The sequence below is a fragment of the Actinomyces dentalis DSM 19115 genome (assembly GCF_000429225.1).
In the GTDB taxonomy this organism is placed as follows: Bacteria; Actinomycetota; Actinomycetes; order Actinomycetales; family Actinomycetaceae; genus Actinomyces; species Actinomyces dentalis.
This window is the reverse complement of the sequence record NZ_KE386864.1, coordinates 15,313-35,773: the sequence shown is the minus strand read 5'-3', so window position 1 is coordinate 35,773 and position 20,461 is coordinate 15,313. Positions and strand designations below refer to the sequence as shown.

Genomic DNA, 20,461 nt, shown 5'->3' with positions numbered 1-20,461 from the left:
CCCCGGTGCACCACCGACTCGCCCGCCACTAGATCTGCGCTGATGAACTCCTGGAGCACATCAGCCCCCTCCATATAACCTCCACCGATATGAGCCTCCTGCCTGCCCATACGAATACGCACATCCCGGACGGTGTACGCCGGATCAGAGGTTCGACCTGGTCTGAATACCGTCCCCTCTTGGATGCCGACTACCACGCCGCTCGAGCACACCTGCTTCACGTCAACCTCCACTCTCGCGAACACGCCAGACTTGTAGGCCGGATAGCCCACAAGAAAGACTATAACTGTTATGATGACAAGTCGTCGCCGTCTCATTCCGGATACTCCCCGCCCAATGATACGCCCCTGAATACGTAATTGAACTCGTCCCAATCCAGTTTAAACTCTCCTCCTGGAATAGTTTTTCCGTCCGGAGTCTTGTTGCGTCCGTGCGGGTTCACGAGGGTCACCCCGTTCTCGTCGGCCGCGATCACCGCGAACTCGTGTGACTTCGGCACCTGAAGTTCAGTCCCGTCCATCGTCGTCATCGTCGACGGAGAGAGCCTTCCCGGACCCGTCCCCGCGGTGACCGGCTGGCCTCGTCGATCCTCTTCGGAGATGAACGTGTCGAGCGAGTTCGGCAGCCCCAACGACCCCATCGGACCACTTTCCGGATCGGTGGGCATATCGAGTTCATCCAGCGTCCACGACGCGTCGTACAGCCTTCCGGACAAGGAGTTCACCTCATCATCGTTCATCGCGAACGCGCCAGCCATCCCCGCTCCTCCTCGAACGCCGGTTCGGTGCGCCAATTCTATACCGCGCAGCACCCTCTGGGGAAGCCCCAGAGCTCCTCCACGGTCAATACCTCATCGTGAAATCGTTGGCGTCGAAGCGCTTCCCCGGTGCTTCGAGTCTGGCCGGGTTGCGGGCGATGAGGACGACGGCGAGGCCCTCGCGACCGGACTTGCGGGCCACTGCGGCTCCGAGCCCCCGGTCGTCCCCGGCGATCAGCGGGGTGCGCCGCGGATAATGAGCCAGCCCCGACCCAGCGGGCGCTCCAGAAGAAGGACCGTATCGCCGAAACCAGTAGTCCAGGGGTCGGTGATACCGGTGAAGTCGATGTCCTCCAATCCGTCGAGCCAATCGTCCTCCCTTTTCACGCCACCGTATTTCTCTACATTCTCGCCGCGGAGGCCAATGTAGGTTGTGACGTAGTCTCGGATGGCGGAATCGGTGGCGGTGAAGGCGATGACGTATCCCCATCCGCCGGGATACCGTGCTGCGAAGTTGGTGGATGGTTTCACCGAGATCACCTCGGCGCCCTCCGGCAGGGCATGTCCGGATCCGATGGAGAGGATCTGGTCCAAATGATCCATGTCCGCCGGATAGGGGGCGCCCTCTTGGATGTTGATCATGGGGCTCTCCCGGACGGCGGCGGATGCTGTTGCGCGATGCGGATACGACGGACTGCAGGCGGCTGCGCAAAGAGAGATGAGAATAACGCCGACCACTGCGAATGGAGATCTTTCAATCATTACTTTTGACCGCTCCCGCTCATGACCGATGATCGTTCCGCCAGGTTGCGCCCCGGGCGACTCCGGTTCGGTGCGACTCCTGCAATTGTTCATCGGCTGCAGTCATGAGAGCGCCTCGTCCATCGAGACGGCCAGCATCTCCAAGTCGCCCTCGACTATGCGCATATCGGTCACGACGGACCTCCGGGACATCTGCACAGGGATCCGGGAACGAACCTATACCCGGAACCGGAATCACCGATGAATCTACTGCGACAGCTCCTACTCGTCAAGACTTCGACGACGCGCCAAGGGCGTCGCCGGATCGTCCGCGGCGGGAACGCGGCCACCGTCTCATCTGAAAGCGCTCGGGATCCGCGGCCCCGGCGCGGCCAACGGGTGATTTCCCGGCGCGGCGGCGATTCCCATGGAATTCCTCCGCCGCGGACGCGGCGCGCCCGCGCACCGGACGTGTCATTCGTCGTCGCTCTCACGTGATCGTCAGTGTGCGCTCCCCTATGACCAGGGCGCTGCCCAGGTCGAGCTCCACACGCTCGCCCCGCGGCAGGTGGCGAGTGGTGCCGTCGGCGAGGCGCAGCACGGTGCCATTGGAGGAGAACATGTCCTCGGCCCACACGCCGCCCCGGCCCGCCGGTCCCAGACGCAGGTGGGTGCGCGAGAGGGAGCGGGTGGGGTCGGTGACCGTTACGAGTCGGTGGGAGGGATCCGACGACGTCGGTGCGCGCCCGAGGACGAGGACGGCGTCAACTGGTTCGCGCTCACCGGAGTCCAGAATGATCCATGCGGCGGCCGCGGGCAGATCCGCCGACCTGGACCGGCTCCTGGCCAGGGGAGCCGCCGGGATCGCCGAAGCGGGCGGTTCGGGACGCGGGATCGCGGGGGCCGCCGGCTCGGAGGATGTCGGTGCGGGCTCGGCCTGCGGTATCGGGACGGAGGCCCGGTGCCGGGCGGCGGATCGGTATCGGGCGGGCGGCGCCGAGGTCCTGTCGAACGCGCGGGGCTGGGGGCGATCCCAATCGGGAGATGATGCGGGCACCATGAGGACCGGCGGTTCCGGAACGGCGAGTGCCGCGGACCGCAGATGATCCTCGCCGGAGGGCGCCGCAGGCTGCGAGGGATCTTCAATGGGCGGCGGTGCCGCAAAAGCCGCCGCTTCGGCGGGCCGCCCCTCAGGTCTCGCGGGAGCCGGCTGCTCGGGCAGCTGCTCCACGGGCGCCAGCGGTGCCGACGGGGCGGCCGGCCCCTGCCAGGACAGGGCCGGCGAGACCAGAGTGGGCTCGTCGTCGTCCGCATCGGCGCCCGGGAGATTGGCGAGCCCGCTCCAGGGCCTTTTGGCCCGCAGGTTGACCTCGGCGGTCCCGGCGACGCGGTCCACCCAGTCCCGTCCGTCCCTTCCCAGTGCCAGGGTGATGAGGCCGCCGATGCCCGTCGCCGACAGGAGCGTGAGAAGCAGCCCGCGAACGGCCGCGCGCCCCAGCCCGGGCGCCGCGTCCGTGCCCGCGCGCACGGCTGCGGTGCCGGTGAGCAGGGTGCCGGGGGAGCGGCCGGTCGCCGCCCGGGCGATTATGAGCACGGCGATGACCTCGGTGGCGACGATGGCCGCGAGTACGACGGAGGGGCTCCATAGACGGCTCGCGGCGACATGGGCGAGTACCAGGGCGACATCGACCAGGTAGGCGACGATGCGGGTGCCGGCGTGCGCCGGCGGGCACTGGCGCGCCGATGCCCGGGAGGCGGGTGGGCGGCGCCGGGGGTAGGGCGCGCGCGGGCTCATGAGACCACCCTCCCGACGTCGTCGCGGACGCCGAGGTGGGCGACGGCGTTGACGGCGCCTTTGCATATATCGCCTCCGCCCGCAGCGGGGCGGTTGTCGGCGATGAGGGTGGCGGCGCAGGCCAAGCGGGCGGTCATGTGTCCTCCGTCCTGATCGAAGGCGCGGTCGGGAGACGACGCCACGCGATCCGAGCCCGACGATAGTACGACCCCCGTGGGGCGGTGGCGCGGGTACCGATCGGTGGGATCGGGGCGGTGCCCGTCCCGGTTCCCCGACCGCTGACGCGGCCGATGGCGCCTCGGCCGCGGGCTCGTCCGCCTGATCGTCTTCGTCTCCCGCCGACGGCGTGCACAGCCCGGTGATGACGCGGAGACTCCAGGTCCAGCAGGAGGACCGGGCGACCACCGACCAGCTGCGCCACCGGTCCTGGTGGACGGGGGCGGAGGCCCGGGTGCTGGTCGACGACTACGACCTGATTGCGACGGCGAGCGGGAACCCACTGCTGACGCTGCTGCCACTGCTCGCCCAGTCGCAGGACATCGGGCTGCACGTGATCATCGCCAGGCGGATGGGCGGGGCCGCATGATCCGTGTACGAGGCGGTGCTGCAGAACCTGAGCGAACTCGGCGCGACCAGCATCCTTCTGTCGGGGAATCCCGAGAAGGGGGCCGTCATCGGCCGTGTGCGGCCGGTGCGCTCGGCCCCGGGGCGCGCCCGGGCGGTCTCGCGCGACCCGGGCCTGGTCACCGCCCAGCTGCTGTGGACGCCGCCGCGGGCGTGAGCGCGACCGGTCATGAGGGTGTTGCAGTCGGTGTGGCGGGCGCGGTCGTGGGGGCGGGGATGGTCCAGGTGATGGTGTCCAGGGCGTCCAGGAGTTCGGGGGGAATGGCCGTTTCGCTCTCGAATCCGGTGACCCTGATGATCCACATGCCGTCCTCGCGCCAGACTAGCCATTGCTGGGCGGGTCGTCTGATGCCGTCGTCGAAGGTGAAGATACCGGTGTAGCCGTAAGCGGGGGAGCCCCCGATAGTGCGGTCCGGCAAGACCTCGGCATCGGTGACATGGCCGGTTTTGGTACTGCTGTTCATGAATGAGTCTCGGTGCCGTCCTACCTCAAGGTCGGGCATGGGCGGGGGCGAGGTGATGGATAAGTATACTCCTGGGGACATGTAATTGGCTCGTATTCCGGGAGCGTTATGAGTATTCTGATGACCCTCCTGGACGATGTACAGGGGGGTGATGTAGTCTTCCGAACTGTCGCGGACCCACCCGGGCGGAACATCGATGCTGATGGTGTCCGCGCTCATGCGCACATTCCAAGTGGGCGATGGCGTCGAACCGCTCCCGGAAACACCCGAGACGCAACCGGCCAGGATGATGGCGGCGGCTCCCATCATGAATGTTCGTCGAATAATGTGCCCATCACCAACTTCGGGAGCCGTAACGGAGTTCATGGTGTCGGTCATGGGCGCGCTCCCTTGGGCGGGGACGGGGAAGATGCTCCGATCGTAGACGACGGCGTCGGGTGAGGGGTAGGTCTCACGTGCTCCGTCCTGCGGATCGGGCGGTACGCAGACCGCCGAGGAGCGAGGATGGGGCGGCGCGGTAATTGGCTCGATTCCCACGGTGAGGACGAAGGTCCTGGTCGCAGGTGCTGGGATCACCGGTCGCTGCACGGTGCGGATCGCGCGGGCCCCGGCTTCACGAGCTCGTCGTCGGGACCCGGTGGACGATCGCGAGACGGGTCGTCATCGGATGGCCGTCTTGGTCGTACGAGGATCAGTGATACGGCGGATCCGGGCAGCAGGACCACCGCCTCGGCGGCCAGTACGGGAAGGCTCACATTCATGACCTCGAATAGAAGAACGGGAGTGAGAACGACCGTTCCGATGATGTACGAGATCGTTGATAGCACCGCCGTGGACCAGCTCGTCAGAAGTCCTTTGAGGCGCAGGAAGAACAATCCCATGGAAGAGATGACGCCGCCCTGTACGAGTTCAATGACCAGAAGATGGTTCCTCGCGGCATCGTAGTCCCAGTCAGGTGCGATCGATAGGGCGATCTGCGCCGCCACCGCGACTCCGATGGTATGACTGACTGTCGTCAGCACGATATTGCGGATAATGCCTATTCGTGGCGGATCGGTGCTCTCCTGATCCGCGTCTCGACCCGATGGGGAATCGCGATCCTGACGGTTCTTCTGCGGAGCCGGTCTCGGATGCACGAGAGTGAGGGGGATGAGGGAGCCGACGCCAAGGAACATGGCCTCGAGTGCCATGATGGAATAGAGGCTGTCCAGGACCGGGGACAGGGCGACGGGGGTGAGGAAGGAGGTCCCCGCGATGTAGGACGCCGTTGCGAGCAGCGAACTCCGCCAGCTCGACAAGAATCCCCTGGACCGCAGTGCGAGCAGCCCGAGAGAGGAGATCACCGCCCCCTGGATAATTCCGAGGAACATGAATGTGAACATCGTCTCGCCGGTGTCCCATCCACTCATGACTGCTGCGATGAGAAATATTATCGACGCCGCGGTGCAGAAGCTGTGGCAGATCGTTGTCAGCACGATATTGATGATCATGTCCTCTCCTCCGGTCTGGGGAGGGCGCTCGTGGATTCAGTGCCGGGGCCCGGTGGCGGAGGGGGTGCGGGCGTCCAGGTGGAGGTAGGGTCCACCGAGGGGTCGAGGGGGAGGGCGGTCTCCCATTCGGGGGCGACGCGGGTGGCGCGCGGATCCGCCTGAGCGGTGGGGCGGGATCCGGATTCCGTCGAGATCACGACTCCTCGTTCTCTATTGTTTGTCAAACAAACCAAGCCGCCATTGAGCGTGTCATGCAGATAAAAGCTGTCGACATCATCTTTGATGATGGAGTCCGGCCCGACGATGGGAAACAATTCTTTTGTCAGTTCTTGAGCTCTAGGGTAACTCACGGGCTGATCAAAGGTGACCGATGCGGAGAACAATTCGTATCCGCCGTCACTGCGAAGACTGATTCTAGAAGGGGAGAGGAGTGCTGCGCCGCCGCTCTGGACTCCAAGTTGTTCTACGAATCGCCCGAGTTGGACTTCGACCGCGGCCTGGTAGTCCTCGATGGTCTGACGCTCCTCCAGGGGTTTGGTCCCCTCGATCCAGTCGAACATTCCACTGCCCTTTCGTGTGCTGCACGCCGTCACCCCGAAAGCCAGGACGGCCCCCAGTGCGATGGCTCCCCACCAACGTCTTGATATTTTCTGCATCATGATGTCCTGTCCGCAACAGCTTTAGTTATATCCATCAGAGTGTCCGCGTCTTCCATATTTGCGGATAATGTTTGCCCGGTCTGAGTTTCAATCCGATGGGGTATCGGGATCCTGACGGTTGTCGTACGGCGCCGGCCTCGGGCGCACGAGGGCGAGGGGGATGAAAGAGCCGATGCCCAGAAATATGGCCTCGATCACCATGGTGGAATAGGTGTCGTCCAGGACCGGGGCCAGGACGACAGGGGTGAGGAAGAAGGTTCCCACGATGTAGGACGCCGTTGCGAGCAGCGACTTCCACCGGTTCGGCAAGAGCCCCCTGGATCGCAGTGCGAGCAGTCCGAAGGAGGAGATCACCGCCCCCTGGATGATTCCGAGGAACATGAGTGCGGACAGTGTCTCGCCGGCGCCCCATCCGCTCATGACCGCTGCAGTGAGAAATATTATCGACGCCGCGGCGCAGAGGCTGTGGCAGATCGTCATCATCACGATATTGTTAGTCACCTCCTCTCCTCCGATCCGGGACGGCTCCCAGCGCGATGCCCCCCATCGGCGCCTTGATACTCAGCATTATGGTGTTCCGCCGCCCTCCCCGGAGGGTCTTCGGAAGAGTTCCGCCTGGCCGACGCGGCTCTCCGGGGCGTCGTCCGGATTCGTCCCCGATCCCGGGCGCGCGGGTCGAAACGTGCTCGGCCGTGTCCACGCCCCGGGCGCCGTCGGCCGCGCCCGTCGTGGCCATCTGGGCGACGAGGCCGCGGTCTCCGTGAGATCGGCGGTGGCCCCATTGAAGGATGTCGCTCCAGGCGGGCACGGCCCACTCCATCCTCGTGCGCATCCGGCCGCGCCGCCCCGCCGAGGGCCGGTCCGCCGGCGGATCGACCCCGGTCGCGGCGGCGACGTCGCCGATCGAGTTGGACGCCCTCTCGAGGCCGTCCTCGACGATCTCAAGGCCGCTCATGCGGACTCCCGGTGTCTCAGGGGGCTTGGGACACGGGGCAATTTACCGGCTGCGCCCGGGCCCGGACAAGAGGCGCGGGAAGACGCATCGGACGCGCCGCGGAATAAGGGCGGGCGCAGCATGACGGCGGCGAAGGCCGCGGCGGGCGCGCCGCGGAATAAGGAGGAGCGCGACGGGCCCGGCGACATCCCGGCGCCGTCGGCGACATCGCCCGGCGCCGTCGGCGATGCCCGGGGTCAACACCCCGAGCATCCGACGAAGACGCCGTGATCGTGGCAGACTCGACCATGAGCCGGTGCTCCCGTAGCCTCGGGCGCGACCGCATCCACATCCACCGCGAGACAGGCAAGGGAGCTGAATTTGGACCTCAGTCGACTCGGCACCGCGCTCGTCACGCGCTGGGGCGCCGCCACCGACGCGGGTCCCGTGCGGCGCCGGAACGAGGACTCCTGGCTCGCCGAGCCGCCCCTGTACGCCGTCGCCGACGGCATGGGCGGTCACGCCGACGGCGCCGCCGCCTCCGCCACCGCCCTGCACCGCCTCGCCGCGGGCATGCGCCCCGGGGCCGTGGCCGGCGCCGGGGCCGACCTGGTCGACCTGGACCGGGCCATCGCCTCCGCCGTCGCGGACGTCGCCGCCCTGGCGGACCCGGCCTCCCCGCTGACCGCCCCCGGCACCACCCTGACCGGCGCCCTCGCCCTGGACTCGCCCGACGGGCCCCACTGGCTCGTCTTCAACATCGGGGACTCGCGCACCTGCCTCGTCGCCGACGGCGAGATCCGCCGGCTCACCCGCGACCACTCGCTCCTCCAGGAGGCCAGGGACCGGGGCGAACGGGACGCCGGCTCCTCCGATCCCCCCGACGCCGACGCCCTGGCCGTCGCCCCCAACGTCGTCACGCGCGCCCTGGGCGCCGGGGGCGGGGGTCTGCCCGAGCCGGACTACACGGTCGCGCCCCTGCGCAGGGGCGACCGGCTGATCCTGTGCTCCGACGGCGTCCACGGCGTCGTGCCCGACCGCGACCTGGTGCGCGTGGTCGAGGACTCCACCCATCCGCAGGCGGCCGCCGGCGCCCTCGTCGATCTCGCGATCGCCCGGGGGACGCAGGACAACGCCACAGCCGTCGTCGTCGAGGTCACCGTCGCCGCGCACTCGAGGACGACCCCGTCGGGCGCCGCCCACCGCGAGGTGCGCGCCGCCCGCCCCGCCACCGTCCGGACCGCACGGCGACGACACGAAGGTGAGGACTGATGCTTCAGATCGGCAGGTACTCCTACCGCGGAACGGGCGCCGTCATGGTCGCAGGACCCCTCGGCGTCGCCCTCGTGCCCCCGGAGTGGGCGAAGGGCGCCCGGGAGGCGCTCATCGGGCGCGCGGAGATCGTGGCCTGGCTGACACAGGTGTCCCAGGCGGGCGCCGACGCCGCGGTCCTCGACCTGGCCGGCCCGCAGGCCCACCTCAGCCTGCTCGGCAGGGCCTGGGTCCGGGCCCTCGCCCCGGGCCTGGCCGAGGCGCAGGAGTGGCAGGCCCCCGTGTGGGGCTGGGCCCTCAACCCCGGCGACTGGGAGTGCCTCGACGTGGAGCTGGGCGTCGCCGAGGCCGAGAGGACGGTCGGGGAGTGGCGGCTGGCGACCGAGGACCTGGTGGACGCCCGGTCGCTGCGGATCGGACGCGCGCTGCGCGAGGAGACGGACCGCTTCGAGCGGCCGTTCGAGCTCCCGCAGGCCGGTGCGTCCAGTGAGGCGCTCGGGGCGTCCCGCCTGGCCGAGTACCGGGACGGAGAGTCCGGGGCCCTCGGCGGGTCGCGGCGCGCGGCCCGGATCCGCGACGGCGAGTCGCCCGGGGGGCCCGGCGCGCAGGGCGGCGGCGCCGAAGTGGTCTGGAGCGCGGCCGACGGCGAGGCCGGGCGCGAGCCGGCCGGCGCGAAGCCGCGGCACCTGTGGGTGCCCCCCGACCCGACGCAGCCGTCGGGCCTCAGGCTCCGCACCCGCACGCGGGCCGCGGGACCGCGGCACCGGCGGGTGTCCGAGCCCGACGCCGAGGCGCTCGTCGAGCCCAGTGCCGCCTCGCCCGAGAGGGCGCTCAGGAGGCGGGGCAGGCGCGTCGCGGAGCCCGTCGCCCGGACGCCCGAGCAGGCGTCCGGGTCCGCCGCCTCGCCCGAGTCCACCGATACGCCCGTTGTCGGGTGGACCGGACTGGCCGCCCCCGACGCCCCCGCCGCCGAGCGGCCCGGGCCGGCCGGGGCCGCCGTTCCCCCGGAGGCCGGGTCGTCCGAGCGGGTCGAGCCCGTCGCCGAACCGGCCGGGGCCGTCGCCGAGCGGGTCGAGCCCGTCGCCGAGCCGGCCGGGCCCGTCGCCGAGCCGTTCGAGCCGGTGGTCGAGTCCGCCGCCGGGCCGGCGGTCGTCGGGGCGCCCGAGTGGACCGAATCCGCCGGAACGCCCGAGAAGGCGGTCGAGCCCGTCGGGTCCGCCGAGGTGCCCGCGCCCCTCGTCTCGGCCGGGTCGCCCGAGCCGGCCGTGGAGCCAGCGGCCGGGCCCGTCGTTCCCCCGGAGGCCGGGTCGTCCGAGCGGGTCGGGGCCGTCGCCGAGCCGGCCGGGCCGGTGGTCGAGTCCGCCGTCGGGTCGCCCGAGCGGGTCGGGACGCCCGGGTCCGCGGACTCCGCGGGGACGCCCGAGGGGGCGGTCGGGCCCGTCGGGTCCGCCGAGGTGCCTGCGCCCCTCGTCTCGGCCGGGACCCCCGGGTCCGCGGGATCTCCCGAGCCGTTGACCGGGTCGGCCGGGACGCCCGGACGGGCTCCCGAGGCCGTCGAGTCGCCGGGCTCGCCCGGGTCCGCGGCCGAGGCGGCGGCCGGGCCCGTCGTCGAACCCGTTGGGACGGCCGGAACGCCCGAGCCGGCGGTCGGGTCGGCCGGGACGCCCGGGTCCGCGGACTCCGCGGGGACGCCCGAGGGGGCGGTCGGGCCCGTCGGGTCCGCCGAGGTGCCCGCGCCCCTCGTCTCGGCCGGGACCCCCGGGTCCGCGGGATCTCCCGAGCCGGCGGTCGGGTCGGCCGAGCCGCCCGAGCTGGCCGTGGAGCCGGCGGCCGGGTCCGCGGAGTCGCCCGAACCGGGCACCGGACCGGTCGAGCGGGTCGAGTCCGCGGGGACGCCCGGACGGGCGCCCGAGCCCGCCGCACCCGCCGAGTCGCCGGGCTCGCCCGAGCCCACCGCCGTCGTCGAGCCGGGTCCCGACTCCGCCGAGTGGTTCGCGCGGCCCGAGCCCGACGGCGCCGCCGAGCCCGCCGTCGGGGCGCCCTGGGACGCGGCCGAGCCGGACCCGGAGCCCCTCGTGGAGTGGACGCCCTTCAGCCCCGCGGAGCCCTTCACCAACCGGCGGACCGGCTTCTTCTCCCAGGGCCTGACGTCGTCGGAGCCGCCCGCGAACATGGGCCCGGCGGCCTACGACAGCCCCGAGGACAACCCCGAGCTCTACGAGGCCACCCTGACCCCCGAGGCCCTGGCCCGCATGCGCCAGGAGGAGTCCGCCACCGGCGACACCATTATGCGCCGGGTCCCGGCCGCCGCCCCCGCGACCCCCTCGGCCTTCCTCATCTACGCCGGCTCGGCGCCGGTGGAGGTCGTGCGCGACGTCATCATCGGCCGCGACCCGAACACCCGCGTCCTCACCGGGCGCCCCATGGCCGCGCCCCTGCGCGTGCCCAGCCCCGGCTCCGAGATCTCCCGGTCCCACTGCGCCGTCATGGCCACCGCGCCGGGCGTGTGGTCCCTCATGGACCTCGCCTCCGTCAACGGCTCGATCCTGGTCCACCCGGACGGGTCGAGCGAGGACGCGCCCGCCATGGTGGGCGTGCCCCTGGCCGACGGCGACCTCATCGACCTGGGCGAGGGCGTCACGGTCGAGTTCCGCGTGCGCTGATTCCGCGTGCGCCGAGGCGCGCGGATCCGCTGTGCGCGGGACCCTCGGGCGGGCGGCGCCCGGCGGTGGACGGTCGGCGGTGGACGGCCGTCCACCGATCGGTTGACGGCGGTGTGGTCCGTCCGACGGCTGTCGCAGGGCGGGGCCGGAGGCCAAGACTTGGGGCCATGACGACGAACCCGGCTGTTTCGATCAGCTCCTTGACCAAGTCCTACGGCAGCAAGCAGGTCCTGCGGGGACTGGACCTGCAGGTCCCGACCGGCGGCGTCCTGGCCCTGCTGGGGCCCAACGGCGCCGGCAAGACCACCACCGTGGAGATCCTCCAGGGCCTGCGCCGGCGCGACGGCGGTTCCGTGACGGTGCTGGGGGAGGATCCCCAGCGCTCCTCGCGCGCCTGGAGGGCCCGCATCGGCGTCGTCTCCCAGGCCTCCACCGACATGGGCGACCTGACGGTGAACGAGGCGGTGAGCCACGTGGCCCGCTTCTACACCGAGCCGGCCGACGTCGCCGCCACCATCGGGCGGGTGGGCCTGGCCGACGACGCCCGCACCCGCGCCTCGCGCCTGTCCGGGGGGCGGCGCCGCCGGCTCGACGTGGCCCTGGCCATCGTCGGCCGCCCCGAGCTGCTGTTCCTCGACGAGCCCACCACCGGCTTCGACCCCGAGGCCCGCCGCGAGTTCTGGGGCCTGGTGGAGGGCCTGAGCGCCGACGGCACCACCGTGCTGCTGACCACCCACTACCTCGACGAGGCCGCCCACCTGGCCGACGACGTCGCCATCGTCCTGGGCGGGCGCATCGCCGCCCAGGGCTCGCCCGAGGACCTGGCCCGCGGCGAGGGCGACCTGACGGTCTCCTGGATCGAGGACGGCGCCGAGCGCACCGAGCGCACCACCGCCCCCACCGCCGTGGTGCGCGGCCTCATGAGCCGCCTGGCCGGCCCCGGCGAGGAGGTCCCCGGCCTGCGCGTCACCGCGCCGAGCCTGGAGGAGCGCTACCTCGAGCTCGTGAGCGCCCACGAGGCCGCCGCCCGCGCCGACGCCCTCGCGGCCGCGGCCCGCGCCGCCGCCTGACGCCCGGGCCGCCGCTCCCGCCGCCTGACGCCCGGGCCGCCGCCCCCGCCGCCCGAACACCGAAAAACCCATCCACTTCCTCGAAGGAGTCCACCATGACCACCGCCGTCCCCGCCTCCGCCTCCCCCGTCCGCCCCGCTCTTTGTGCGCCCCCGGCCCCGGCCGCCCCGGCCCCCGGGCGGGCCCGCCGTCGCCCCCAGGCCCCGGCCGGCGGCCCCAGGATCGTGGCCGCCCTGGTCCGCACCACGCTGCTCGGCTTCGTGCGCGAACCGGTCAGCTTCATCATGCAGTTCCTCTACCCGCTGTTCATGCTCTTCATCTTCCACGCGGTCTTCCCCGGCGAGCTCCTCGCCGGCGTGTCCTACGCCCAGTACCTGCTGCCGGCGATGATCACCACCGGGATCATGACCACCTGCCTGCAGAACCTGGCGGTGACCGTGGCCGGGGAGCGCGAGACCGGCGCGCTCAGGCGCCTGGCGGTGCTGCCCGCCCCGTCGTGGGCCCACGTGGCGAGCAAGTGCGCGTCCAACACCATCCTCGCCCTGCTCAACGCCGCCATGCTCATCCTCGTCGGCCACTGGGCCCTGGACATCGACCTGCCCGGCACCGCCCGCGCCTGGGGGCTGCTGGCCGCCACCATCGTCCTCATGGTCGCCACCTGCACCGCCCTGGGCCTGGTGATCGGCCGCACCCGCCCCACCCAGCGGGCCGCCTCCGGCCTGGTCACCCCCGTCGTCCTCATCCTCCAGTTCGTCTCCGGCATCTTCTTCCCCCTGGCCCAGCTGCCGACCTGGATGGTCGACTCCTTCTCCGTCCTGCCGGTGCGCTGGTCGGCCGAGCTCATGCGCGAGTCCTTCCTCCCCTCCGCCTTCCAGGCGGTCGAGCCCACCGGGAGCTGGGAGACCGGCAGGGGCCTGGTCATCGTCGCCGCCTGGCTGGTGGCCGGCGTCGTCGCGGCGATCGTCGTCACCCGCCGCGATACGGTCGACCGGTGAGCGAGTCCGCCATGAGGGACGAGATCCCCCCGACGCCCGCCCCGCCCCGGCCCGCCTCCGCCGCGCCGGCGGGGGCGGGCCTGCCCTCGGCGTGGCTCGACCCCGTCATCATCCGACGGCGCATCAACCTGCTCGACCTCGTGCGCGCCCCCGGCCGCCCCGCCCGCCACGGGGCCGCCCTCGCCATCATCTGGGCGGCGGCCGGGGCCGTGCTCCTGGCGGCGGCGCGCCACGTCACCTGGGCGAGCATCCTGTTCTTCGTCGTCTACCCCCTCCTGTGGATCGTCCACCGCACCCGCCGCTCCGGGGTGGCGGCGACCGCGGTCTTCTCCGTCGGCATCAGTGCGGCCTTCCTCGCGCGGCCGGAGCCCGACTGGGTCGGCGCCATCGCCAACGGCGGCCTGTCCTGCCTGTTCTCCCTGTTCATCGGCCTGTGGTTCTGGCGCGTCTACGACATCTCCGCCGCCCTGGCCTCCGCCCTGGACAATGAGCGCGTCGCCCGCGAGGGCCTGGCCGCCGCCCAGGCCGAGCTCGCCGCCGCCGAGCGCGCCGCCGGCCGGGCCGCCGAGCACCGGCGCTGGGCCCGCGAGGTGCACGACACCCTCGCCCAGGGGTTCATCTCCGTCATCACCCTGACCCAGGCCGCCCGCGCCGAACTGACCCGGGACCGCGCCGACGAGGCCGCCGCCCGCCTGGACCAGATGGAGGCGCTCGCCCGCGACAACCTCGCCGAGGCGCGCGCCCTCGTCGCCGGGGAGGGCCCCTCCGCCCTGCGCTCGGGCGACCTCGTCCAGGCCCTGGCCCGCCTCGTCGACTCCCGGAAGGGGCCGGGGCTCAGCATCGGCCTCGACGCCCGCCCGCCCCGGGACCTGGCCCGCCCCGTCGAGGTCGTCGTCCTGCGCACCGTCCAGGAGGCCCTGTCCAATGTCGCCCGCCACTCCCGCGCCGCGCGCGCCGAGGTCGTCGTCGCCGTCGAGCGCCTCGGAGCGGACCGCGAACTGGCCATTACCGTGACCGACGACGGCGCGGGCACCGGCGGCGCCCCGGAGGGCACCGGCCTGACCGGCATGCGCTCGCGCGTGGAGTCCCTGGGCGGCACCCTCACCGTCGACCCCGCCCGCGCCCCCGACGCCGACGGCGCCACCGGAACCGTCGTGGAAGCGAGAATCCCCCTGTGAACACCCCCGACCGCCCCTCCGACTCCCCGTCCGACCCCCCGTCCGGCCCCCGAGCCGGCTCCCCGTCCGACCCCCGGACGGACCCGGGCCGGAGCCGGGGCGGAGCCCGCATCAGGCTCCTCGTCGTCGACGACCACCCGGTGGTGCGCTCGGGGATCGTCGGCATGCTCGGCGGCGAGGAGGACCTGGACGTCGTGGGTCAGGCCGCCGACGGCGCCGCGGCCGTGGAGCTCGCCGTCGAGCTCGCCCCCGACGTCGTGCTCATGGACCTGCGCATGCCCGGCCTCGACGGGGTGGAGGCCACGCGGCGCATCCTGGCCGCCCCGGCCCCGCCCCGCGTGGTGGTGCTGACCACCTACGACACCGACGGTGACATCCTGCGGGCCGTGGAGGCCGGGGCCATCGGCTACCTGCTCAAGGACTCCCCGCGCGAGGACATCCTCGCCGCCGTGCGCGCCGCCGCCGCGGGGCGCAGCGCGCTGAGCCCCACCGTCACCACGCGCCTGGTGGGGGCCGCCCGCGCATCCGGCCGCGGGGGTGCGTCCGGCCGCGGCGCCGGGACCGGCCGCGACCCGGGCGCCGAGGCGCCGGTCACCCTCTCCCCGCGCGAGCGGGAGGTCCTGGCCGCCGTCTCCCGGGGCCGGTCCAACAGCCAGATCGGCCGCGAGCTCTACATCACCGAGGCCACCGTCAAGACGCACCTGCTGCGCGCCTTCCACAAGCTCGGCGTCGACTCGCGCACGGCCGCCGTCACCGAGGCGCTGCGCCGGGGACTGCTGGACCTGGGCTGAGACCGCCGGACCCGGGCCGGATCCGCCCCGGGCGGGCGGACCCGGGCCGAGCGGACCCGGGTCGAGCCGGGGGCGACGGCGCCGTCAGCCCTGCGGATGCTGGGCGATCCACTGGTCGATCGCGGCGTCCAGGGTGTTCAGGAAGTTCTGCTCGCCCAGGGTGTTGACCTTGAAGAACATGGCCTGGCTGCCGCCCAGCGAGACGCCGGCGATGTGGACGTAGGGCCCGTCCTGGACGGAGGTGACGGTCATGCCCACGCGGTTGGAGCCGGTCCAGCTGTAGCGCTCGTACCCGCGCACGGCCACACCGCCGCTCTGGGTCTCCAGGTCGACGGCGGCCTCCATGGAGGCGGAGGAGGACTGGGCCATGACGCTGTTCTCGATGAAGGCGACGACCTCGGGCAGGGATCCGGTCACGGTGCGCGTTGTTGTTGCCATGAGAACCTCCGTCGGGCGGGAGCGGTTGAAACGTTGCCAGATTATGCCCGACGGCGCCGGTCTCGTCGGGCGAACGGCCCTGAGCGGTCCCGGCTCAACTCTGACTCACGCCCACTGCGAACAGGGGCATGGGCCCCCGCGTCCCGCCGTTAGCCTTACCGGGCACGTGCCCCGCGCCCTGCTTCAGGCATTATCGGGCCTCCCCCTGCGAGATCCCGATGGCGGAAGCGGGCGCACCGACCGACTCGCACGTGCCGAGGAGAAGAAACCAGCGATGTTCGAACGCTTCACCGACCGCGCCCGCCGCGTCGTCGTCCTGGCCCAGGACGAGGCGCGCGCGCTCAACCACAATTACATCGGCACAGAGCACCTCCTCCTCGGCCTCATCCACGAGGGCGAGGGCGTGGCCGCCAAGGCCCTGGAGTCGATGGACATCTCCCTGGACGCCGTGCGCGCCCAGGTCGTCGAGATCATCGGCGAGGGCCAGGCCGCCCCCTCCGGCCACATCCCCTTCACCCCCCGGGCCAAGAAGGTCCTCGAGCTCTCCCTGCGCGAGGCTCTCCAGCTGGGCCACAATTACATCGGCACCGAGCACATCCTGCTCGGCCTGCTGCGAGAGGGCGAGGGCGTGGCCGCCCAGGTCCTGACCAAGCTCGGCGCGGACCTGTCCACCGTGCGCCAGACCGTCATGCAGATGCTCTCGGGCTACGAGGGCAAGGAGACCGTGACGGCCGGCGGCTCCAGCAAGGAGGGCGTGCCCTCCGGGTCGGCCATCCTCGACCAGTTCGGGCGCAATCTCACCGCCGCGGCGCGCGAGGGCAAGCTCGACCCGGTCATCGGCCGCCACAAGGAGATGGAGCGGGTCATGCAGATCCTCTCCCGGCGCACCAAGAACAACCCCGTTCTCATCGGCGAGCCCGGCGTGGGCAAGACCGCCGTCGTCGAGGGCCTGAGCCAGGCCATCGTCCACGGCGACGTCCCCGAGACCCTGCGCGACAAGCAGCTCTACTCCCTGGACATGGGCTCCCTCGTGGCCGGCTCGCGCTACCGCGGCGACTTCGAGGAGCGCCTCAAGAAGGTCCTCAAGGAGGTGCGCACCCGCGGCGACATCGTCCTGTTCATCGACGAGATCCACACCCTCGTCGGGGCCGGGGCCGCCGAGGGCGCCGTCGACGCCGCCTCCATCCTCAAGCCCATGCTGGCCCGCGGCGAGCTCCAGACCATCGGCGCCACCACCCTGGAGGAGTACCGCAAGATCGAGAAGGACGCCGCCCTGGAGCGGCGCTTCCAGCCGGTGACCGTCGAGCAGCCCACCATCGAGGAGACCATCGGCATTCTCAACGGCCTGCGCGACCGCTACGAGGCCTTCCACCGCGTCGTCATCACCGACGAGGCCATCGAGGCCGCCGCCAAGCTCGCCGACCGCTACATCAACGACCGCTTCCTGCCGGACAAGGCCATCGACCTCATCGACGAGGCGGGCGCGCGCCTGCGCATCCGCCGCATGACGGCCCCCCCGGAGCTGCGCGAGATCGACGACCGCATCGCCGAGGTCAAGCGCGAGAAGGAGTCGGCCATCGACGACCAGGACTTCGAGCGCGCCGCCGCCCTGCGCGACGACGAGCGCCGCCTGGTCGAGCAGCGCGAGACCAAGGAGAAGGCCTGGCGCTCCGGCGACCTCGACCAGGCCGCTGAGGTCGACGAGGAGCTCGTCGCCGAGGTCCTGGCCATGTCCACCGGTATCCCGGTGGTCAAGCTGACCGAGGCCGAGTCCGCCAAGCTGCTCAATATGGAGTCCGAGCTCCACAAGCGCATCATCGGCCAGGACAAGGCCATCGCGGCCCTGTCCAAGTCCATCCGCCGCACCCGCGCGGGCCTGAAGGACCCCAAGCGCCCCGGCGGCTCCTTCATCTTCGCCGGCCCCACCGGCGTGGGCAAGACCGAGCTGGCCAAGGCCCTGGCGGAGTTCCTCTTCGACGACGAGGACGCCCTCATCCAGCTCGACATGTCCGAGTTCGCCGAGAAGCACACGGTCTCGCGCCTGTTCGGCGCGCCCCCCGGCTACGTCGGCTACGACGAGGGCGGCCAGCTCACCGAGAAGGTGCGCCGTCGGCCCTTCAGCGTGGTCCTGTTCGACGAGGTCGAGAAGGCCCACCCGGACATCTTCAACTCCCTCCTCCAGATCCTGGAGGACGGGCACCTGTCCGACGCCCAGGGCCGCGTGGTCGACTTCAAGAACACCGTCATCATCATGACCACCAACCTGGGCTCCAAGGACATCGGCAAGGCCGTGGCCACGGGCTTCCAGTCCACGGCGGGCGGCACCATGGACTACGAGGAGATGAAGGCCCACGTCAACCGCGAGCTCAAGAGCCAGTTCCGGCCCGAGTTCCTCAACCGCGTGGACGACCTCATCGTCTTCCCGCAGCTGACCAAGGACGAGGTCCGCCAGATCGTCGACCTCATGATCGCCCGCCTGGACAAGCGCCTGGTCGAGCAGGAGATGACCATCGAGCTGACCGAGGCCGCCAAGGAGCTGCTGGCCGAGCGCGGCTTCGACCCGGTGCTCGGCGCCCGCCCGCTGCGCCGCGCCATCCAGCGCGACATCGAGGACGCCCTGAGCGAGAAGATCCTCTTCGGGGAGATCGAGCGCGGCCAGAAGGTCATTGTCGACGCCGTCGGCGAGGGCGTCCTGGGCGAGTTCACCTTCCGCGGCGAGCCCTGGGACCCCCGGGTCGGCTCCGACCCGCTCAGCGCCGAGGTCGCCGCCCAGCAGGACGCCGAGAGGGTCGTCGCCGCCGTCGGCGGTCCCGCCGTGGGCGGGCGCGACGGCGGGCCCGGCGCCGCCGCCCAGGCGATCTGACGGCCGGCGATCCTCCCGCCCTCCGGCGCATCCGCTTCCGGCCCCGCCGCCCCGATCCGGGCGGCGGGCCGGAGCGCGTCGGGGCGCCGGCCGCGCCGCTCCGACCCCGCCGCGCGTCCGCCCCAAGAGGGGACCAAGGGCCTGTTAATCGTTGAATATACTGGGTGGATCATAGTTCCGCCCCCTCCTCGAGCGCCCCGCCGCCCCGTGCGGCGCCCGCCCGGGGGAGGGGCGCGGCGCCCGCCCCGGGACCCGGACGCCGTCGACCATCCCCGCCTGCCCAGGACAAGGACGACCATGGCACAGTTCTCCCACGACGGGAAAGTGGATCTGGCGCACAAGCCCATGATGACCACGCCCCAGATCCTGCTGATGAACGTCGGCTTCTTCGGCATTCAGTACTCCTTCGGCATGCAGCAGAACGTCATGTCGCCCATCTACCAGTTCCTCGGGGCCTCCCCCGACGAGCTGCCCATCCTCAACCTGGCCGGTCCCGTCACCGGCCTGCTCATCCAGCCGCTCATCGGGGCGCTGTCGGACCGGACCTGGTCGGACAAGTGGGGGCGGCGCAAGCCCTTCTTCCTCGTCGGCGCCGTCGGCTGCTCCGTGTTCCTGTTCCTCATGCCCTTCGTCACCGCCGTGTGGATGGCGGTGCTGTGCCTGTGGCTGCTGGACGCCTCGAACAACACGGCCATGGAGCCCTACCGGGCCTTCATCGGCGACCGCCTGCCCTCCAAGCAGATCGCCAAGGGCTTCCTCTCCCAGTCCCTGTTCATCGGCGCCGGCTCGGCCCTGGCCGCCGGGACCCTCGTCGTTCTGGAGAAGACCCTGGCGGGCGCCACCGCCGCCGGCATCCCCTACTGGGTCTTCGGCGCCTTCATGGTGGGCTCGGTGTGCTCCATCGGCTCGGTCCTCATCTCCGTGCTGTCCACCAAGGAGCTGCCGCCCACCCATGAGGACCTGGCCGAGCTCGAGCGCAAGAAGCGGGAGGAGGGCCCCTTCGGCTTCGTCAAGGACGTCGGCGTCGCCATCGTCGAGATGCCCCGCGGCCTGAAGAAGATGGCCCTGGTCTACCTCTTCCAGTGGTACGCCATGAACGTCTTCTGGCAGTACCTGAGCCTCATGTGCGCCGTCACCTACTTCGGCGTGAACCTGTCCGACCCGGGGTACGCCGAGACCGAGGCCTTCAACGACGCCTCCGGCTTCGCCGCCGGGCTCATGGTCGTCTACTACGTCTCCTGCACGGTCGTCGCCCTCTTCCTGGCGCGACTGGCCAACCGCATCGGCCCCAAGCACGTCCACACCGCGGCGCTGTGCCTCGCCGCCGTCTGCCTGGTCCTGCTCACCCGCATCGGCAGCCCCGGCCACACCGCGGTCCTCTACCTGCCCATGATCGGCATTGGTGTGGCCTGGGCTTCTATTACGGGCGTCCCCTACATCATGGCCATTGAGATGATCCGCAAGGAGCGCCGAGGCGTCTACATGGGCGTCATCAATATGATGATCGTCATCCCCCAGCTCATCCAGACCCTCACCTTCGGTCCCATTTACAAGCACCTGCTGGGCAACCACCCCGCCAACGCCCTGCTCTTCGTCGCGGCGCTCCTCGTGATCGCCGGGCTGCTCATCGAGTGGATCGATACGAAGAAGGACGCGGACCCGCTGGTGCGCGGCGCCGTCGCCGCCACCGAGACCGCCGTCGCCTGACCAGTCCCAGAGAGGATGAC

General features: G+C 71.2%; 19 protein-coding genes and 1 pseudogene. 10 read left to right on the top strand and 10 right to left on the bottom strand.

Features of this window, described 5'->3' with window-relative positions:
• From G446_RS20700 to G446_RS20210, 5 genes and pseudogenes are all read right to left on the bottom strand, one after another.
• Positions 1–272: pseudogene (locus G446_RS20700) on the bottom strand (hypothetical protein); the annotation flags it as partial.
• Positions 273–313: 41 nt separating this feature from the next.
• Positions 314–757 (bottom strand): hypothetical protein, encoded by a 444-nt coding sequence (locus G446_RS0113550; RefSeq protein WP_026410531.1) that lies wholly within the window; start codon positions 755–757, stop codon positions 314–316.
• A gap of 234 nt (positions 758–991) precedes the next feature.
• Entirely contained in the window at positions 992–1,399 is a 408-nt protein-coding gene (locus tag G446_RS0113540) for a hypothetical protein (RefSeq protein WP_245574722.1), read from the bottom strand.
• 589 nt (positions 1,400–1,988) lie between these two features.
• Positions 1,989–3,293 carry a hypothetical protein gene (locus tag G446_RS0113530; RefSeq protein ID WP_026410529.1) on the bottom strand — a complete coding sequence of 435 codons (1,305 nt, stop codon included), beginning with the start codon at positions 3,291–3,293 and terminating at the stop codon, positions 1,989–1,991.
• Complete coding sequence (locus tag G446_RS20210; RefSeq protein WP_156916695.1) at positions 3,290–3,430, bottom strand: hypothetical protein; 141 nt, start codon at positions 3,428–3,430, stop codon at positions 3,290–3,292. The genes G446_RS0113530 and G446_RS20210 overlap by 4 nt, the downstream gene beginning before the upstream one ends.
• A gap of 224 nt (positions 3,431–3,654) precedes the next feature.
• On the opposite strand from G446_RS20210, the gene G446_RS20695 reads away from it, so the two are divergent.
• Positions 3,655–3,879 (top strand): hypothetical protein, encoded by a 225-nt coding sequence (locus G446_RS20695; RefSeq protein WP_211228314.1) that lies wholly within the window; start codon positions 3,655–3,657, stop codon positions 3,877–3,879.
• A 3-nt stretch (positions 3,880–3,882) separates the two neighbouring features.
• A complete protein-coding gene (locus G446_RS20690) occupies positions 3,883–4,074 on the top strand; it encodes a hypothetical protein (RefSeq protein ID WP_026410527.1) in 192 nt (63 codons plus the stop codon).
• Between the two features lie 10 nt (positions 4,075–4,084).
• Here G446_RS20690 and G446_RS20205 read toward each other — a convergent pair whose 3' ends face one another.
• The 4 genes from G446_RS20205 to G446_RS0113500 form a co-directional block, all read right to left on the bottom strand.
• Positions 4,085–4,759: a hypothetical protein gene (locus G446_RS20205; RefSeq protein ID WP_156916694.1), complete on the bottom strand. Its 675-nt coding sequence runs from the start codon at positions 4,757–4,759 to the stop codon at positions 4,085–4,087.
• 194 nt (positions 4,760–4,953) lie between these two features.
• Positions 4,954–5,871, bottom strand: coding sequence for a hypothetical protein (locus G446_RS0113505; RefSeq protein WP_026410525.1), 918 nt, complete (start codon positions 5,869–5,871; stop codon positions 4,954–4,956).
• Positions 5,868–6,431 carry a hypothetical protein gene (locus tag G446_RS20200; protein ID WP_156916693.1) on the bottom strand — a complete coding sequence of 188 codons (564 nt, stop codon included), beginning with the start codon at positions 6,429–6,431 and terminating at the stop codon, positions 5,868–5,870. Before G446_RS20200 ends, G446_RS0113505 begins: the two co-directional genes overlap by 4 nt.
• Positions 6,432–6,617: 186 nt before the next feature.
• Complete coding sequence (locus G446_RS0113500) at positions 6,618–7,031, bottom strand: hypothetical protein (protein WP_156916692.1); 414 nt, start codon at positions 7,029–7,031, stop codon at positions 6,618–6,620.
• An 814-nt stretch (positions 7,032–7,845) separates the two neighbouring features.
• Between G446_RS0113500 and G446_RS18115 the strand changes: the two genes are divergently transcribed.
• The 6 genes from G446_RS18115 to G446_RS0113465 all read left to right on the top strand — a co-directional run bounded on the left by G446_RS18115 (position 7,846) and on the right by G446_RS0113465 (position 15,433).
• On the top strand, positions 7,846–8,736 hold the full coding sequence (locus G446_RS18115; protein WP_034470818.1) for a PP2C family protein-serine/threonine phosphatase: 891 nt from the start codon (positions 7,846–7,848) through the stop codon (positions 8,734–8,736).
• On the top strand, positions 8,736–11,399 hold the full coding sequence (locus G446_RS21195; protein ID WP_026410522.1) for an FHA domain-containing protein: 2,664 nt from the start codon (positions 8,736–8,738) through the stop codon (positions 11,397–11,399). Before G446_RS18115 ends, G446_RS21195 begins: the two co-directional genes overlap by 1 nt.
• A gap of 167 nt (positions 11,400–11,566) precedes the next feature.
• The gene (locus tag G446_RS0113480) at positions 11,567–12,469 is read left to right on the top strand and encodes an ABC transporter ATP-binding protein (RefSeq protein WP_026410521.1); all 903 of its coding nucleotides are present in this window, start codon (positions 11,567–11,569) and stop codon (positions 12,467–12,469) included.
• A gap of 95 nt (positions 12,470–12,564) precedes the next feature.
• Positions 12,565–13,464 (top strand): ABC transporter permease, encoded by a 900-nt coding sequence (locus tag G446_RS18110; protein ID WP_051286020.1) that lies wholly within the window; start codon positions 12,565–12,567, stop codon positions 13,462–13,464.
• Positions 13,461–14,642: a sensor histidine kinase gene (locus tag G446_RS21385; RefSeq protein WP_281170234.1), complete on the top strand. Its 1,182-nt coding sequence runs from the start codon at positions 13,461–13,463 to the stop codon at positions 14,640–14,642. The genes G446_RS18110 and G446_RS21385 overlap by 4 nt, the downstream gene beginning before the upstream one ends.
• Before the next feature lie 110 nt (positions 14,643–14,752).
• Positions 14,753–15,433: a response regulator gene (locus G446_RS0113465; protein WP_026410519.1), complete on the top strand. Its 681-nt coding sequence runs from the start codon at positions 14,753–14,755 to the stop codon at positions 15,431–15,433.
• A gap of 84 nt (positions 15,434–15,517) precedes the next feature.
• Here G446_RS0113465 and G446_RS0113460 read toward each other — a convergent pair whose 3' ends face one another.
• Positions 15,518–15,871 (bottom strand): DUF6054 family protein, encoded by a 354-nt coding sequence (locus G446_RS0113460; RefSeq protein WP_026410518.1) that lies wholly within the window; start codon positions 15,869–15,871, stop codon positions 15,518–15,520.
• Positions 15,872–16,145: 274 nt separating this feature from the next.
• Between G446_RS0113460 and G446_RS18105 the strand changes: the two genes are divergently transcribed.
• Both G446_RS18105 and G446_RS0113450 read left to right on the top strand, forming a co-directional pair.
• Positions 16,146–18,734 (top strand): ATP-dependent Clp protease ATP-binding subunit, encoded by a 2,589-nt coding sequence (locus tag G446_RS18105; protein WP_051286019.1) that lies wholly within the window; start codon positions 16,146–16,148, stop codon positions 18,732–18,734.
• A gap of 297 nt (positions 18,735–19,031) precedes the next feature.
• Positions 19,032–20,441 carry an MFS transporter gene (locus G446_RS0113450; RefSeq protein ID WP_026410517.1) on the top strand — a complete coding sequence of 470 codons (1,410 nt, stop codon included), beginning with the start codon at positions 19,032–19,034 and terminating at the stop codon, positions 20,439–20,441.
• Positions 20,442–20,461: the final 20 nt, after the last annotated feature.